This is a genomic window from Paracoccus alcaliphilus (assembly GCF_028553725.1).
Lineage (GTDB): Bacteria > Pseudomonadota > Alphaproteobacteria > Rhodobacterales > Rhodobacteraceae > Paracoccus > Paracoccus alcaliphilus.
The window spans coordinates 1,959,108-1,974,170 of the sequence record NZ_CP067124.1 but is presented as its reverse complement, the minus strand read 5'-3'; the positions used below and the strand labels follow the sequence as shown (position 1 = coordinate 1,974,170).

The 15,063-nt window shown below is 64.8% G+C and carries 14 protein-coding genes; 7 read left to right on the top strand and 7 right to left on the bottom strand.

The annotated features are described in order from the left end of the window. Positions 1–102 precede the first annotated feature (102 nt). The 3 genes from betA to betI are packed head-to-tail and all read right to left on the bottom strand — an operon-like array spanning position 103 to position 3,781. Positions 103–1,746: a choline dehydrogenase gene (gene betA, locus JHW40_RS10115; protein ID WP_090610166.1), complete on the bottom strand. Its 1,644-nt coding sequence runs from the start codon at positions 1,744–1,746 to the stop codon at positions 103–105. A 26-nt stretch (positions 1,747–1,772) separates the two neighbouring features. Further along, positions 1,773–3,212: a betaine-aldehyde dehydrogenase gene (gene betB / locus JHW40_RS10110; protein WP_170851694.1), complete on the bottom strand. Its 1,440-nt coding sequence runs from the start codon at positions 3,210–3,212 to the stop codon at positions 1,773–1,775. 2 nt (positions 3,213–3,214) lie between these two features. Further along, positions 3,215–3,781, bottom strand: a complete 567-nt coding sequence (betI, locus tag JHW40_RS10105) for a choline-binding transcriptional repressor BetI (protein WP_090610238.1) — start codon at positions 3,779–3,781, stop codon at positions 3,215–3,217. An 87-nt stretch (positions 3,782–3,868) separates the two neighbouring features. On the opposite strand from betI, the gene choX reads away from it, so the two are divergent. The 3 genes from choX to choV all read left to right on the top strand — a co-directional run bounded on the left by choX (position 3,869) and on the right by choV (position 6,795). Next, positions 3,869–4,813, top strand: a complete 945-nt coding sequence (gene choX / locus JHW40_RS10100) for a choline ABC transporter substrate-binding protein (protein WP_090610168.1) — start codon at positions 3,869–3,871, stop codon at positions 4,811–4,813. A gap of 105 nt (positions 4,814–4,918) precedes the next feature. Further along, positions 4,919–5,767 carry a choline ABC transporter permease subunit gene (choW, locus tag JHW40_RS10095; protein ID WP_090610169.1) on the top strand — a complete coding sequence of 283 codons (849 nt, stop codon included), beginning with the start codon at positions 4,919–4,921 and terminating at the stop codon, positions 5,765–5,767. After that, a complete protein-coding gene (gene choV / locus JHW40_RS10090; RefSeq protein ID WP_090610170.1) occupies positions 5,764–6,795 on the top strand; it encodes a choline ABC transporter ATP-binding protein in 1,032 nt (343 codons plus the stop codon). Before choW ends, choV begins: the two co-directional genes overlap by 4 nt. A 9-nt stretch (positions 6,796–6,804) precedes the next feature. Here choV and JHW40_RS10085 read toward each other — a convergent pair whose 3' ends face one another. Further along, positions 6,805–7,632, bottom strand: coding sequence for an ABC transporter permease (locus JHW40_RS10085; protein ID WP_090610171.1), 828 nt, complete (start codon positions 7,630–7,632; stop codon positions 6,805–6,807). Between the two features lie 141 nt (positions 7,633–7,773). Here JHW40_RS10085 and JHW40_RS10080 point away from each other — a divergent pair, with 141 nt between their 5' ends. From JHW40_RS10080 to JHW40_RS10070, 3 genes are all read left to right on the top strand, one after another. Beyond that, a complete protein-coding gene (locus tag JHW40_RS10080; protein ID WP_244519073.1) occupies positions 7,774–9,237 on the top strand; it encodes a KpsE/RkpR family capsule polysaccharide export protein in 1,464 nt (487 codons plus the stop codon). Next, on the top strand, positions 9,234–9,899 hold the full coding sequence (locus tag JHW40_RS10075; RefSeq protein WP_090610172.1) for an ABC transporter ATP-binding protein: 666 nt from the start codon (positions 9,234–9,236) through the stop codon (positions 9,897–9,899). The genes JHW40_RS10080 and JHW40_RS10075 overlap by 4 nt, the downstream gene beginning before the upstream one ends. A gap of 104 nt (positions 9,900–10,003) precedes the next feature. Next, positions 10,004–11,167, top strand: coding sequence for an NAD-dependent epimerase/dehydratase family protein (locus tag JHW40_RS10070; protein ID WP_090610173.1), 1,164 nt, complete (start codon positions 10,004–10,006; stop codon positions 11,165–11,167). A 48-nt stretch (positions 11,168–11,215) separates the two neighbouring features. Here JHW40_RS10070 and gshB read toward each other — a convergent pair whose 3' ends face one another. The 3 genes from gshB to rsmI form a co-directional block, all read right to left on the bottom strand. Beyond that, entirely contained in the window at positions 11,216–12,157 is a 942-nt protein-coding gene (gene gshB / locus JHW40_RS10065) for a glutathione synthase (RefSeq protein ID WP_090610174.1), read from the bottom strand. 68 nt (positions 12,158–12,225) lie between these two features. Beyond that, positions 12,226–12,573: a YraN family protein gene (locus JHW40_RS10060; protein ID WP_244519074.1), complete on the bottom strand. Its 348-nt coding sequence runs from the start codon at positions 12,571–12,573 to the stop codon at positions 12,226–12,228. A gap of 138 nt (positions 12,574–12,711) precedes the next feature. Continuing rightward, positions 12,712–13,635: a 16S rRNA (cytidine(1402)-2'-O)-methyltransferase gene (gene rsmI / locus JHW40_RS10055; protein ID WP_090610175.1), complete on the bottom strand. Its 924-nt coding sequence runs from the start codon at positions 13,633–13,635 to the stop codon at positions 12,712–12,714. Positions 13,636–13,791: 156 nt separating this feature from the next. On the opposite strand from rsmI, the gene JHW40_RS10050 reads away from it, so the two are divergent. Continuing rightward, entirely contained in the window at positions 13,792–15,054 is a 1,263-nt protein-coding gene (locus JHW40_RS10050; RefSeq protein ID WP_090610176.1) for a penicillin-binding protein activator, read from the top strand. The last annotated feature ends 9 nt before the right edge of the window (positions 15,055–15,063 follow it).

Here is a 15,063-nt window from a genome sequence, read left to right as displayed (position 1 = left end):
GAGGTGGCGCGGTGGCCGGGGGCTCTGCCCCCGCGCAAGCCGGACCCCTCAATGGGGTCCGGCTTGCGCTCCCCCGGGATATTTCATGCACCAAAGATAGGGTTATCGGGCCGCATGTTCCGGGGCGGGGTCGTGCCGCGTCTCGTCAGGCAGGGATCCGATCCGGCCCAGGATATGGTCGGCGGCCTTTTCGCCGGTCATGATCGAGGGGGCGTTCAGGTTGCCGTTGGTGATGCGTGGAAAGATCGAGCTGTCGGCCACGCGCAACCCCTGCACCCCGATGACGCTCAGGTCGGGATCAACAACCGCGCCGGGATCATCCGCCGCGCCCATGCGCGCGGTGCCACAGGGGTGGAAGGCCGATTCGGCGTGGTCGCGGATGAAGGCGTCGATTTCCGCATCGCTTTGCACTGATGCGCCGGGCTGGATCTCGTCGCCGCGATAGGGTCTGAAGGCAGGCTGGTCGAAGATCCGGCGTGTCAGGCGGATGCAGGCGCGGAATTCGGTCCAGTCGTCCGCATGCGACATATAGTCGAAGCTGATCCGGGGCGGTTGGTCGGGATCGGCGGAATTGAGGCTGATCCTGCCGCGCGATTTCGAGCGCATCGGGCCGACATGGACCTGAAATCCATGCCCCTCGACCGCCGATTTACCATCGTAACGGACCGCCAGCGGCAGGAAGTGATATTGGATATCGGGATAGTCCACCTGATCGGAAGAGCGGATGAAGCCGCAGCTTTCGAACTGGTTCGATGTGCCCAGACCGCTTTTCAGCACCATCCATTCCGCGCCCACCATACCCTTTCCGAACAGGTTGTAATGGCTGTAAAGCGTGACCGGCTGCAGTGATTTGTATTGCATATAGACCTCCAGATGATCCTGAAGGTTCGCGCCGACGCCGGGGCGGTCGGCCAGCACCTCGATCCCGTGTTCGCGCAGATGCCCGGCGGGGCCGATGCCCGACAGCATCAGCAGTTTCGGGGTATTGATCGAACTGGCCGACAGGATCACCTCGCGCGCGGCGGGGATGGTCTCGATCTGGCCGTTGCGGGTGATCTCGACCCCCGTGGCGCGGCCATCGTGGAAGGTGACGCGGCGGGCAAGCGCGCGGATGAGCGTGACCCGCCCGGTTTTTTGCGCCGGACGCAGATAGGCATTGGCCGCCGACCAGCGCCTGCCCTGCCAGATCGTGGCCTCCATCGGGCCGAAGCCTTCCTGATCCTCGCCGTTATAGTCAGCCGTATAGGGCCAGCCCGCCTGCTGACCGGCCTCGATGAAGGCGTCGAACAGCGGGTTGTCGCGCGGCCCGCGCGTCACATGCAGCGGGCCGTCGGTTCCACGCCATTCAGATGTGCCACCATGCCATGTCTCCATCCGCTTGAAATAGGGCAGCACATCCTCATAGCCCCAGCCGGTCGCCCCCGATGCCGCCCAATGGTCGAAATCCTTGCGGTGACCGCGCACGAAGACCATGCCGTTGATCGACGACGATCCGCCGATCACCTTGCCGCGCGGGGTGGCCAGACGGCGACCGCCCAGATGCGGTTCGGGTTCGGTGGAAAAGCCCCAGTCATAGCGCGGCATGTTCATCGGATAGGACAGCGCGGCGGGCATCTGGATGAAGGGGCCGATATCGCTGCCGCCATATTCGATCAGGGTGACGCTGTGGCCGGCCTCGGTCAGCCGATAGGCCAGCGCGCAGCCGGCGCTGCCTGCACCGACGATGACGTAATCCGAGACAGACATGGCCGTTCTCCTGTGTGTTCACGGGATCAATAGGGCGCCTCGACGGGGCCCATCCCGACATAGACGGATTTCAGTTGCGAATAATGTTCGATGGCTGCAGCAGAGTTCTCGCGGCCGATGCCGGATTGCTTGACGCCGCCGAAGGGCATCTCGACCGGGGTCAGGTTATAGGCGTTGATCCAGCAGGTTCCCGCCTGAAGCCCGGCGGTGACGCGATGGGCGCGGGTCAGGTCCTGCGTGAACACCCCCGCCGCCAGTCCGAAGCCGGTGGCATTGGCGCGGGCGATGACCTCGGCCTCGTCGCGGAAGGTCAGCGTCGTCATCACCGGGCCGAAGATCTCGTCGCGGGCGATGGTCATGTCGTCGGTCGCATCGGCAAAGACCGTGGGCGGAATGAAGGCGCCCTCGCCCGGGCCGCCGCAGACCAGCCGCGCGCCAGCCGCCTGACCCGCCGCGATGGCGGCGCGGATTTTTTCGGCCTGCGCGGGGCTGGTGATGGGGCCGTGCTGGGTCTCAGCGTCCAGCGGATCGCCCATGCGGATCGTGGCCGCGCGTTCGGCAAGGCGGCGCAGGAAGGCGTCCCGGATGCCCTCTTGCACGAAAACCCGCGTCCCGTTGGAACAGATCTGCCCCGAGGAATAGAAATTCGCCAGCATGGCCGCGCCCACGGCATCCTCAAGGCTGGCATCGTCAAAGACGATCAGCGGCGACTTGCCGCCCAGTTCCATCGTGACATGGCGCATCCCTTCGGCGGCGGCGGCATAGACGCGCCGCCCCGTCGGCACCGATCCGGTCAGCGAGACCTTGGCGACATTCACATCCGTGACCAGCGCCGCGCCAACCGCACCGCCGCCCTGCACCACGTTGAAGATACCGGCGGGCAGCCCGGCCTCGGTCAGGATCGCGGCCAACTGCAATGCCCCCAGCGGGGTTTCCTCGGAGGGCTTGAACACCATCGCATTGCCCATGATCAGCGCCGGCGCAGCCTTCCAGCAGGCGATCTGGCTGGGATAGTTCCAGGCCCCGATCCCCGCGCAGACGCCCAGGGGTTCGCGCCGCGTATAGGCCCAATCGCGGCCCAGAGGGATCATCTGCCCGGTCAGCGTGGGGCCAAGACCGGCGAAATATTCCAGCGCCTGCGCCCCCGATTCCCAATCCGCGATCAGCGTTTCCTGAATCGGCTTGCCGGTATCCAGCGTCTCCAGTCGCGACAACTCGTCGTTGCGGGCGCGGATGATGGCGGCGGCACGGGACAGGACGCGGGCACGATCAACGGGGGCCAGCGCCGCCCAAGCGGGTTGCGCGCGGGCCGCCGCCTGACAGGCCAGCGCCACCTGATCGGTGCTGGCCTCGCGCAGAGTGGCGATTTCCTGACCGGTATAGGGGTAAAAGACCGGCAGCGCCGCGCCCTCGCCCTCGACGGGACGGCCGTCGATGAACAGGCTGGCTGTGGGTTGGGCGTTCAGGTTCATGCAAGGACCTCGTCCAGATAGGCGTTGATGGTGTCGGTGGCACCTGCGGCATCGGTCGGCCCCGACATCAGCACCTCGCGCAGATAGACGCCGTCGATCAGCGCCCCCAGCGTGCGCGCGATGTCGTCGGGCCGCGTGGTCAGGTCGCCCAGGGCCACGACCAGATTGGAATGCAACCGGCGGTGATAGACCCGCAGCAACCGCGCCGCCTGTTCGTTGATCAGCGCCAGCGCATAGAAGTTCAGCCATGCGCTGATCACCTCGCGGCGGAAATTCGCTTGGGCAAAGCTGGCCGAGATGATCCCGTCCAGCCGCCCGCGCGGGCCGGTGCCGGGCAGGCATGCGCGCACACTTTGGGCATAGGTGGTCAGGATATGGCGCATCGCCGCCAGAAACATCTGATCCTTCGAGCCGAAGTAGTGATGCGCCAGCGCAGGCGACATTCCGGCGGCGCGGGCAATCTGCGCCACGGTCACATCCAGCGATCCCATCCGCCCGACCTCGGCGATCGTGGCGTTGATTAAAGCTGCTTTTCGGATAGGCTCGGCACCAAGTTTCGGCATGATCTGCACCCGTGGATGGGATTTTTGTTGCGTTTCTAATCTAGCCGACTTTTAATTGACTGGTCAATCAACAACAGGGAGCCCAGAATGACCCGAACCCGCACCGCCCTATGTCTGGCGCTGGCGACCGCGCTGACCGCAGGCACCGCCGCGGCGGCCGAGCCCGACCAGTGCCGCAGCATCGTGTTCTCGGATGTGGGCTGGTCCGACATCACCGCCACGACGGCGCTGACGACCACGGTGCTGGAGGCGCTTGGTTACCGGACCGAGACCAAGATCCTGTCGGTGCCGGTGACCTATACGGCGCTGTCCACCGATGATGTGGATGTGTTTCTGGGCAACTGGATGCCGACCATGGCGGCCGATATCGCCCCCTATGACGATGCCGGAACCGTCGATACGGTGCGCACCAACCTGACCGGCGCGAAATACACGCTGGCCACCAACAAGGCGGGCGCCGATCTGGGAATCACCGATTTCGCGCAGATCGCCGAACAGAAAGACTCGCTTGGCGGCCAGATCCTGGGGATCGAGCCGGGCAATGACGGCAACCGCCTGCTGCTGGAGATGGTGGCCGAGGATCAGTTCGGGCTGGGCACCTTCGAGATCGTGGAATCCAGTGAACAGGGGATGCTGGCACAGGTCGCCCGTGCCGATGGTGCGGGCAAGCCGGTGGTCTTTCTGGGGTGGGAGCCGCATCCGATGAACGCCCAGTTCGAGATGACCTATCTGCAGGGCGGCGACGATGTCTTCGGTCCCGATCTGGGCGGGGCCGAGGTGCGCACCAATACCCGCAGCGGCTTTGTCGAGGAATGCCCCAATATCGGCCAGTTCCTGCAAAATCTGGAATTCACGCTGGCGATGGAAAACGAGGTCATGGGCATGATCCTGAATGACGGACAGGCCCCGGCCGCGGCGGCGGAAACATGGCTGAAGGCCAATCCCGATGCCGCCATGCCCTGGCTGGAAGGTGTGACCACGGTTGACGGCGACGACGCGCAGGCGGCCCTGACCGAGGCTCTGGCCGGCTGATCCCGGCGGGGGTGCGGGCGCCCGCGCCCGCGTCCTCGTGACAGACACAAGGGCCGGATGGGCACGCATGACCCGCCCTCCGGTTCCCGAAACGAGAGGACGCGCATGGAACAACTGACCGGACTGGTGACCGACAACAAGATACCGGTCGGCCGGACCGCGAAAGCGGTCTTTGACTGGCTGAACGCGAATGCGGGATGGATCTTCAACGCCATGTCCGGCGCCATGGAATGGCTGATCGCGCGCATTCTGGGGGCGCTGAACGCGCCGCATCCGCTGCTGTTCATCCTGCTGGCGGTGGTGCTGACGGCGGTGCTGCAACGCAACTGGCGCACCTGCCTGCTGGTGGCGCTGGGGCTGCTGTTCATCCTGAACCAGAATTACTGGACCGAGATGATGCAGTCTCTGACGCTGGTGTTGTCGGCCTGCATCGTCTGCATGGCCATCGGCGTTCCCGTCGGCATCGCCGCCGCCCACCGGCCCCGGCTTTATGCGTGGATGCGGCCGGTGCTGGACCTGATGCAGACGCTGCCGACCTTCGTCTATCTGATCCCGGCCATCGTCTTTTTCGGCATCGGCATGGTGCCGGGCATGATCGCGACGGTGATCTTCGTGCTGCCCGCCCCGATCCGGCTGACGCAGCTTGGCATCAGCTCGACCCCCGATTCGCTGATCGAGGCCGCGCGCGCCTTTGGCGCCACCAACCGCCAGTTGCTGTGGAAGGTCGAATTGCCAAGCGCCCTGCCCCAGATCATGGCCGGGCTGAACCAGACCATCATGCTGTCGCTGTCGATGGTCGTGATCGCGGCACTGGTCGGCGCATCGGGGCTGGGCGTGCCGGTGGTCCGGGCGCTGAACAGCGTGAACACCGCGCTTGGCTTCGAATCGGGCTTCGTCATCGTGATCGTGGCGATCCTCCTGGACCGGATGCTGCGCATGGAGGGACGCAAATGACCCACGCCCCCGATCAGACGGCCCCGAATGCCGTCGAGTTCGACAATGTCTCGATCGTCTTTGGCGACAATCCCGACGCCGCGCTGCCGCTGATGGATGAAGGTCTGGACCGCGGCCCGATCAAGGAGGAAACCGGGCAGGTTCTGGGTGTCCATGATTGCAGCGTGAATGTCCGTCAGGGCGAAATTCTGGTGCTGATGGGGCTGTCGGGTTCGGGCAAATCGACGCTGCTGCGCGCGGTCAATGCGCTGAACCATGTCTGCCGGGGCGAGGTCCGGGTCTGGGACGGAACCCGTATGATCTCGGTCACCGCCTCGGGGCGGCGGGCGCTGCGCGATATCCGGCTGCGCCATGTGGCGATGGTGTTTCAGCAGTTCGGCCTGCTGCCCTGGCGCAGCGTGCGCGAGAATGTCGGGCTGGGGTTGGAGCTGGCGGGCATGTCGGCCTCGGCCCGGCGCGAAAAGGTGGACCAGCAGTTGCAGACCGTGGGCCTGTCGGAATGGGCCGAACGCAAGGTGGGCGAGCTGTCGGGCGGCATGCAGCAGCGCGTCGGTCTGGCCCGCGCCTTTGCCACCGAGGCGCCGATCCTGTTGATGGACGAACCCTTCAGCGCGCTGGACCCGCTGATCCGCGCCCGGCTTCAGGACGAGTTGCTGGAGCTTCAGGCCAAGACGCAGCGCACCATCATCTTTGTCAGCCACGATCTGGACGAAGCCTTCAAGCTGGGCAACCGGATCGCGCTGATGGAGGGCGGGCGCATCGTCCAGATCGGCACCGCGCGCGAGATCATCGCCAATCCGGTCAATGATTACGTCGCGGATTTCGTGGCCCACATGAACCCTCTGGGGGTGCTGACCGCCGCCGATGTGGCCCTGCCCGGCGAGGCCGAGGGGCCGACCGTCCCCCGCGACATGGCCGTGCGCGACGTGATGGTGCTGCTGGCCGACCGCGACGCGCTGCCGGTCGAAGGCGGCGGACGGATCACCCGCGACGGGGTGCTGGCGCGGCTGGTCCATCCGCACAACTGACGCAGCCGCTCAGCTGTGTTGCAGATCGCGGTGGTAACGCACCAGCATGGCCAGCCCGACCAATGTCAGGCTGGCCGACACACTGAAGAAATAGATCAGGTTGACGTAATCACCTGAATAGGATGGATAAAAGCTTTTGCGCATCTGGCCGACGACATGGATCAGCGGATTGAACCACAGCCAGTCCTGATAGGGCGGCGGGATATCGTCATAGATGAAGAAGATGCCCGACAACAGGAACAGGGGCCGGTTCACGATGCTCCAGACATGACGCCACCAGGGGAAGGCGGCGAACAGAAAGCAGTTCATCGTCCCGACCCCGATGGCCAGCGACATCGTCATCAGAATCGACAGCACGATACCGCCGATCTGCGGATCGGTGCGGGTGTCCTGGGTCAGATAGATCATCGTGAAGATCAGATAGGCCACCAGCGCATATGTCAGCGCATTGACCGCGATCCGGGCCAGCAACGCATCCATGAAGGTCACCGCCGGATAGGCCAGCAACGACTTGGAATAGGTGATCGCCGCGCTGACCTTGGACGAAATGGTCATATAGGTGAAGAACGGAACGATCCCCGTGGCATAGAAGATCGCGAAATTGGTGCCCATCGGCGGCGTCCGGAACCCGGCGGAAAAGATCACGGTCAGCAGGACGATCCCGCCCACCGGCTCGGCGATGGCCCAGAAATAGCCGCCCGCCGATTTTCCATAGCTGGTGGACATCTCGCGCAGCATCAGGGCGCCGATGGCGCGCAGACTGCCGAAACGACGCTGGCCGGACACCGGGCGCAGGCGCGGGCTGTTCACGTCGTGAAGTGTGCTGTTATCGGACATGACAGGCGTGCGACCCCGGGGTTTCGATCACGTAACGCTCATCCAGACGACGGCATCGGCGCTGGAAGTGCAGTTCGGCTTTATGTATGACCTGCGGTCAGAGATCAACAGACGCCGGAAAACGGCCAGAGGCCAGAGCAGATGCCTGCGCAAGATGATGACGACACCCGCAGCGGTCCCCGCGCCACCGAGCGCCGCCCGGCCACGGCCGAGACCCGCCCCGGTTTCCTGACCGCCGCGCCGCTGAGACTGCGCGACGATGCGCAACCCGCGGCGGATGACGCGGCCGATCCCGACACGCCGGAACCCGAGGCCGAGGCCACGCCGCGTTCCGCACGGCGGCGGGCCGGTGCCGGGGGCCGTGCCGGGGCAGGTGCCGCCGCGCGACAGGGCGCAGGCCCGCGAGGCAAAGGTGGCAAGGGCGGCGGCAAGGCCGCACGCGCAGGCGCCCTGCCCCATCCGCGCCGCGTCAGGCCGCAAGGGCCGGTGCGCCCCGCCGCCAGCCCGGCGCGGATCGAACGGCGCCACAAGGTCATCGCGCTCAGCTTCCTGCTGGCCGTGCTGCTGCCGATCCTGATCAGCGCGTGGTATCTGTGGGCGCGGGCCGAGGATCAATATGCCTCTTATCTGGGTTTTTCGGTGCGCACCGAATCCGCCCCCGCCGCAGCAGAGCTGATGGGCGGGCTGTCCACGCTGGTGGGCATGACCAGCAGCACCTCGACCGATTCCGATATCCTCTACAAGTTCATCCAGAGCCAGGATCTGGTGGACCGGGTGAATGCCCGGCTGGACCTGCGAGAGATCTGGTCGCGGGCCGAAGGCGATCCGGTCTTTTCCTATCGCGGCGACGGCTCGATCGAGGATCTGCTGGCCGAATGGGAACGCAAGGTCCGCATCTATTACGACAACGGCATGATCGACCTGCGCGTGCTGGCCTTCACGCCCGAGGATTCCCATGCCATCGCGCAGACCATTCTGGACGAAGGCACCATCCGCATCAACGAGTTGAACGACATCGCCCGCGAGGACACACTGCGCTATGCCCGCGAGGAACTGGACCAGTCGCTTGAGCGGCTGAAAGAGGCCCGTCAGGCGGTGACCGAATTCCGCAACCGCCACCAGCTTGTCGATCCCAGCGCCGACGTGCAGGGGCAGGTCGGCGTCGTCAGCTCGTTGCAGCAGCAACTGGCCGAGCAACTGGTCGCGATTGGCCTGCTGCGCGCCAATGCTCAGGCCAACGATCCCCGTATCGAACAGGGAGAGCTGCGCATTTCGATCATCCGCGAACAGATCGAGGCCGAGCGGCTGAAATTCGGTTCGGAAACCGGCGAGGCCCTGTCGGATGTGGTCGGCCAGTTCGAATCGCTGTCGGTGGACCGGCAATTCGCCGAAACCAGCTATACCGCGTCGCTGGCCGCCTATGACGCCGCCCGGGCCGAGGCGGCACGCCAGTCGCGCTATCTGGCCGCCTATGTCCGCCCGACGCTGGCCCAGACCGCCGAATATCCCGAACGGGAAAAGCTGATGGCGATCCTGTCGGGCTTTCTGCTGATCCTGTGGACGATCGGCGTTCTGATCTTCTACAGCCTGCGCGACCGGCGATGATCCGGCTGGAGAACCTGACCAAGATCTATACGCTGAACGGCCGCCGCAAGGTGGTGGCCGACAGGATCAATGCCACGTTTCCCACCGGCGTTGCGGTCGCGCTGCTGGGGCGCAACGGGGCGGGCAAATCGTCCATGCTGCGGATGATCTCGGGCGCGATGCTGCCCACATCGGGGCGCATCCTGTCCACCGGCACGATCAGTTGGCCTGTGGGGTTCGGCGGCGCTTTCAATGCCGAGCTGACGGGCGAGCAGAACTGCCGCTTCATCGCCCGGCTCTATGCCATAAACACCGACGAGATGATCGATTTCGTCGAGGATTTCGCCGAACTGGGCGATCATTTCCGCCTGCCGATCCGCAGCTATTCCTCGGGGATGAAGGCGCGGCTGGCCTTTGGCGTGTCCATGGCGGTGCCCTTCGACACCTATCTGGTGGACGAGGTGTCCGCCGTGGGCGACGCCTCGTTCAAGGCCAAGTCGAACCGTCTTTTCAACGACCGGATGCGTCATGCCGGTGCCATCGTCGTGTCACATTCGCTGAATATGCTGCGCCAGACCTGTCAGGCCGGTGCCGTGCTCGAGGCGGGCAGGTTGAGCTATTACCACGATCTGGAAGAGGCGATCGAAATCCACATGCAGAACATGGAACAGGCGCGGGCATGAATGCACCGGCGATTGGCCGCCCCGCCCGGTTCCCGCCTCTGGCCCTTGCCGGAACTGCGGCTAAGATCGGCGCCAGACGTGCAAGACATGCAAAAGGCACATAAATGAAGATCATCGTTCTGGGTGGTGACGGCTTTTGCGGCTGGCCCACCTCATTGCACCTTTCGGCCCGCGGGCACGATGTCATCATCGTCGATAACCTGTCGCGCCGGAAAATCGATGTCGAACTGGAGGTCGGCTCTCTGACCCCGATCCGGCATCCGGGCGAACGTGTCGCCGCCTGGAAGGAACTGACCGGCAGGACCATCCGCACCGAAAGCTTTACGATCGGCGAAAACTATCACCGGCTGCTGACGCTGCTCCAACAGGAACAGCCCGATGCGGTAATCCATTTCGCCGAACAGCGCGCCGCGCCCTATTCGATGAAATCCAGCTGGCACAAGCGTTACACGGTCAACAACAACCTGAACGCCACCAATGACCTGCTGGCCGCCATCGTGGAATCGGGGCAGGATATCCATCTGGTCCATCTGGGCACGATGGGCGTCTATGGATACGGCACGGCGGGCATGAAAATACCCGAAGGTTATCTGCGCGTTACGGTCGATACCTCGAACGGACCCAGCCAGCAGGAGATCCTGTATCCCGCCAATCCCGGCTCGATCTATCACCTGACCAAGACCCAGGATCAGTTGTTCTTCAGCTATTACAACAAGAATGACGGCGTGCGGATCACCGATCTGCATCAGGGCATCGTCTGGGGTACCCAGACCGAGGAAACCCGGATGGACGAGCGGCTGATCAACCGCTTCGACTATGACGGCGATTACGGCACGGTGCTGAACCGGTTCCTGATGCAGGCGGCGATCGGCTATCCGCTGACGGTGCATGGCACCGGCGGGCAGACCCGCGCCTTCATCCATATCCAGGACACCTGCCGCTGTATCGAACTGGCGCTGATGAACCCGCCGCAGAGGGGCGAAAGGGTCAATATCCTCAACCAGATGACCGAAACCCATCGGGTGCGGGATCTGGCGCAGATGATCGCCGGACAGACCGGCGCCGAGATCGCCATGCTGCCCAACCCGCGCAACGAGGCCGACGAGAACGACCTGCACGTCATCAACGACCGGTTCCTTGGGCTGGGTCTCGACCCGATCCGGCTGCAGGACGGGCTGATCGGCGAGGTCTGCGATATCGCCCGCAAATACGCAGATCGCTGCGACCGCACGAAGATCCCCTGCGTCTCGAAATGGAGCAAAGGCTGAGAGACTCGACACGGCCAGGCTGTGACGCCCGGCCATATCCGATCTGTTTCAGGCGCGGCGGCGTTCGATGGCGTCCCAGATCAGCGCGGAAGCGTTGATGCCGTCGAACCTTTCCAGCTCTTGCAGACCGGTGGGCGAGGTCACGTTGATCTCGGTCAGCCAGCCGTCGATCACGTCGATGCCGGTGAAAATCAACCCCTTCTCGCGCAGGACCGGCGCCAGCCTTGCGCAGATTTCCCGCTCACGCTCGGTCAGGCCGACCTTCTCGGCCCGCCCGCCGACATGCATGTTCGACCGGGTCTCGCCATCCTGCGGAACCCGGTTGATGGCGCCGACAGCCTCGCCATCGACAAGAATGATGCGCTTGTCGCCCTTGACCACGGCGGGCAGGTATTTCTGGGCGATCAGGGGCTCTCGATTGATGCCGGCAAAGGTCTCCAACAGCGAGGACAGGTTCGGATCCCCCGGCCGCAGGTGAAAGACGCCGGCGCCGCCATTGCCGTAAAGCGGCTTGACGATGATCTCGCCATGACGTTCGCGAAACCTGCGAAAGGCCGCCGGATCGCGGGCCACCATGGTCGGCGGCGTCAGATCGGGAAAGTCCAGAACCATCAGCTTCTCGGGGCAGTTGCGCACCCAGAACGGATCGTTCACAACCAGAGTCGCCGGATGCACCCGATCCAGAAGATGGGTCGAGGTGATATAGGCCATGTCGAAAGGCGGATCCTGCCGCAGCCAGACCACATCGAATTCGGTCAGATCCTTCTCGACCCAATCGCCAAAGCTGACATGATTGCCCGCCTCGCGTCGCAGGGTGATGTCGCGCCCCCGGGCGATGACGCGCCCTTCATCATAGCGCATCTGATCGACGGTGTATTGGAACAGACGATGGCCGCGCACCTGCGCCTCCAGCCCGATGCGAAAGGTGCTGTCACCGTCAATCGAGACATCCTCGACCGGGTCCATCTGCAATGCGACGTAAAGGCTCATCCTGCACTCCTTGCCTGATCGGGCGCTTGTCGCGCGCCCCGACGATCAATGCAAGTGAATGCCGCCCGTCACCAATCGGCACCAAACGCATTTTCCAGAACGTCGATGCGGCCGATTCCATCGACCAGCGCCACATCGAACCGCATTTCGGTCAACTGTCCGCCCGGCTGACCACCGCAGAATTCACATCCTGCCAGACAGATCCGGTTCATCTGCCGCCGCCCCAGACGTTCAGCCGCTGCGGCATGACTGGAGGACCGCTTGACCTCAACGAAGACCAGACAGTCGCCCTGCCGCAGGATCAGGTCGATTTCACCGGCCTGCCCGCGCCAGCGCCGCGCCACCAGTTCGTAACCCGACCGAAGGTATTTCGTCAGAACCTGATCCTCGGCCATCGCGCCTGCGAGATGTGCCATATGACCGCGTGCAGAACGTGCAACCGAAGGCGCAGATCGGACGGGCAAGGGAACGGCACAGGCCCCGGCCTGCCAGTCCATCTCGCGTATATGCTGACCCATGATCCCATCCTTCCCTAGCGGCGGCGAAGCCGCGCATCAATTTCCGTCTGCCAGCGTCAGCGCCAGTTGATAGACATCGCGCCGCGCCAGTCCGAATTCCTGCGCCACCTCGCGGGCCGCATCCTTCACCGTCATATGTTGCAGGCGCGCCAGCAGCGCCTTCTGCACCGAAGCCTCATCCGGCGCGGTTTCACCGGGCCGGTCGATCACAAGGACCACTTCGCCCTTGATCGAACCGATACGGGGATCCTGTACCAGTTCCGCCGCCGGTCCACGAATGACCTCCTGAAAGCGTTTTGTCAGTTCCCTTGCCACCACTGTAAATCGATTCGCCTCAATCTCGCACAATTCTTCCAACGTTTGCTTAACGCGCCGCGGGCTTTCGAACAGGATCAGCGTCGCCTCGATCTGCATCAGCTTGCGCAGCCAGCTGGCGCGGGCCGCGCGGGTCGCGGGCGGGAATCCGGCAAACAGAAAGCGGTCGCTTGGCAGGCCCGACAGGCTCAGCGCGACCAGCGCGGCAGAGGCCCCCGGCACCGCATGGATCGGCAGGCCGGTCTCGACCGCCTCGCGCGCCAGACGATAGCCGGGATCGGCGACCAGCGGCGTTCCGGCATCCGAGGCATAGGCCACGCTTTTACCCGCCTCCAGCGCCGAGATCAGCGCCGGGCGCTGCCGGTCGGCATTGTGGTCGTGATAGGACAGGATCCGCCGTCCGCGCAGCGGGATGCCGTGGATATCCATCAGATGGCGCATCACCCGCGTATCCTCGGCCGCCAGCAGATCGGCGGAATTCAGCACGTCCAGCGCCCGCAGCGTGATGTCGCGCGCGGTGCCGATCGGCGTCGCGACCAGATAGAGGCCCGGCGCCAGCGACGCGGCCTCGACATGCGCCGCAAGCCGCCTTGCGGGTTCGTCCGTCGGCGCCTCGGCGGGGCCGGGTTTCGCGCGATCGGTCATGTGATCTCCTTTCGCCGCAACGGCCTTGGGTCGGGCTATGGTTCCGAGGACATATCACCCCGGAAACATGCCCATCGCTTCATTGCCAAGCGCAAATTCAGGACATAGGCTGCCCGCGTAACGCCGTCTCGGAACGCCACAGCGGGGAAGTTTCACATGTTCGCATTCGCCACAAGCCAAAGACAAGCCAAACCGGCAGGTCGTCGCCCGCGACCGGCAGGGGCAGGGCGGGCGGCGCCGCGGGGCTGGCGCGGGCTGGCGCTGAAGGCCGGGGCCGTGCTGTCGGCTTTCGCCCTGGCGGCTTGCGAACCTTCGGGCGGCACCGGGCTGGCGGGCGGGCCGGTGACGGGCCAGCAGATCGACCCGCGCCAGCCGATTCAGGTGGCGCTTCTGGCTCCGGGCGGCACCGGCTCGGCCGATCTGGAATGGCTGTCGCGCAGCCTCAAGAACGCCGCCCGGATGGCGGCAGCGGATGCGCAGGGCGCCAGCATCGACCTGCGCATATATGATTCCGGCAGCAGCGCCTCGCAGGCGGTCGCGCAGGCCAATGCGGCGGTGAATGACGGCGCCAAGATCATCCTCGGCCCGCTTTTCGCCGAATCGGCCAATGCGGTCGGCAATGCCGTCAGCCCCCACAACGTCAATGTGCTGTCCTTCTCGAACAATGCCGAGATCGCGGGCGGCAATGTGTTCATCCTTGGCAACAGCTTTGCCAATATCGCCAGCCGTCTGGTCGGCTATGGCGTCAGCCAGGGCAAGCGCAACATCTATGTCGTGGCCGAGGACGATGTCGCCGGTCAGATCGGCGGCCGCGCCATCGAGACCGCCATCGCCCGCAACGGCGCAAGGCTGGCCGGGCGCAGCAACCACTCGGTCTCGATCAGCGGCATTGACGCGGTGTCCCCGCAGGTGGTCGCCGCTGCGCGTTCGGGTCAGGTCGATGCTATCTTCATGACCGGCAACAATCAGGCCGCCCTGCCCTATCTGACCGAAAAACTGACCGCCGCCGGGGTCAATCCGCAGACGACGCCCTTCATGGGCCTGACCCGCTGGGACGAGCCCGCCGCCCGCCTGCGGATGCCGCAGTTGCAGAATGGCTGGTTCGCCCTTCCCGACCAGAACCTGCGCAACCAGTTCATTTCCCGCTATCGCGCCGCTTATGGCGAAACCCCGCACGAGCTGGCGACGCTGGCCTATGACGGCATCGCCGCGATCTCGTCGCTGGCCCGCGCGGGCAAACGCGACGCGGTGCAAAGCAGCGGGCTGACCCAGCGCACCGGTTTTGCCGGCGTCGGCGGGATCTTCCGCTTCCGCCCCGATGGCACCGCCGAGCGCGGGCTGGCCGTCGCCACGATCCGCAACAATCAGGTTGTCGTGCTGGAACCCGCCCCGCGCGGCTTTGGCGGCTTCGGTTTCTGAGCAAGGCAC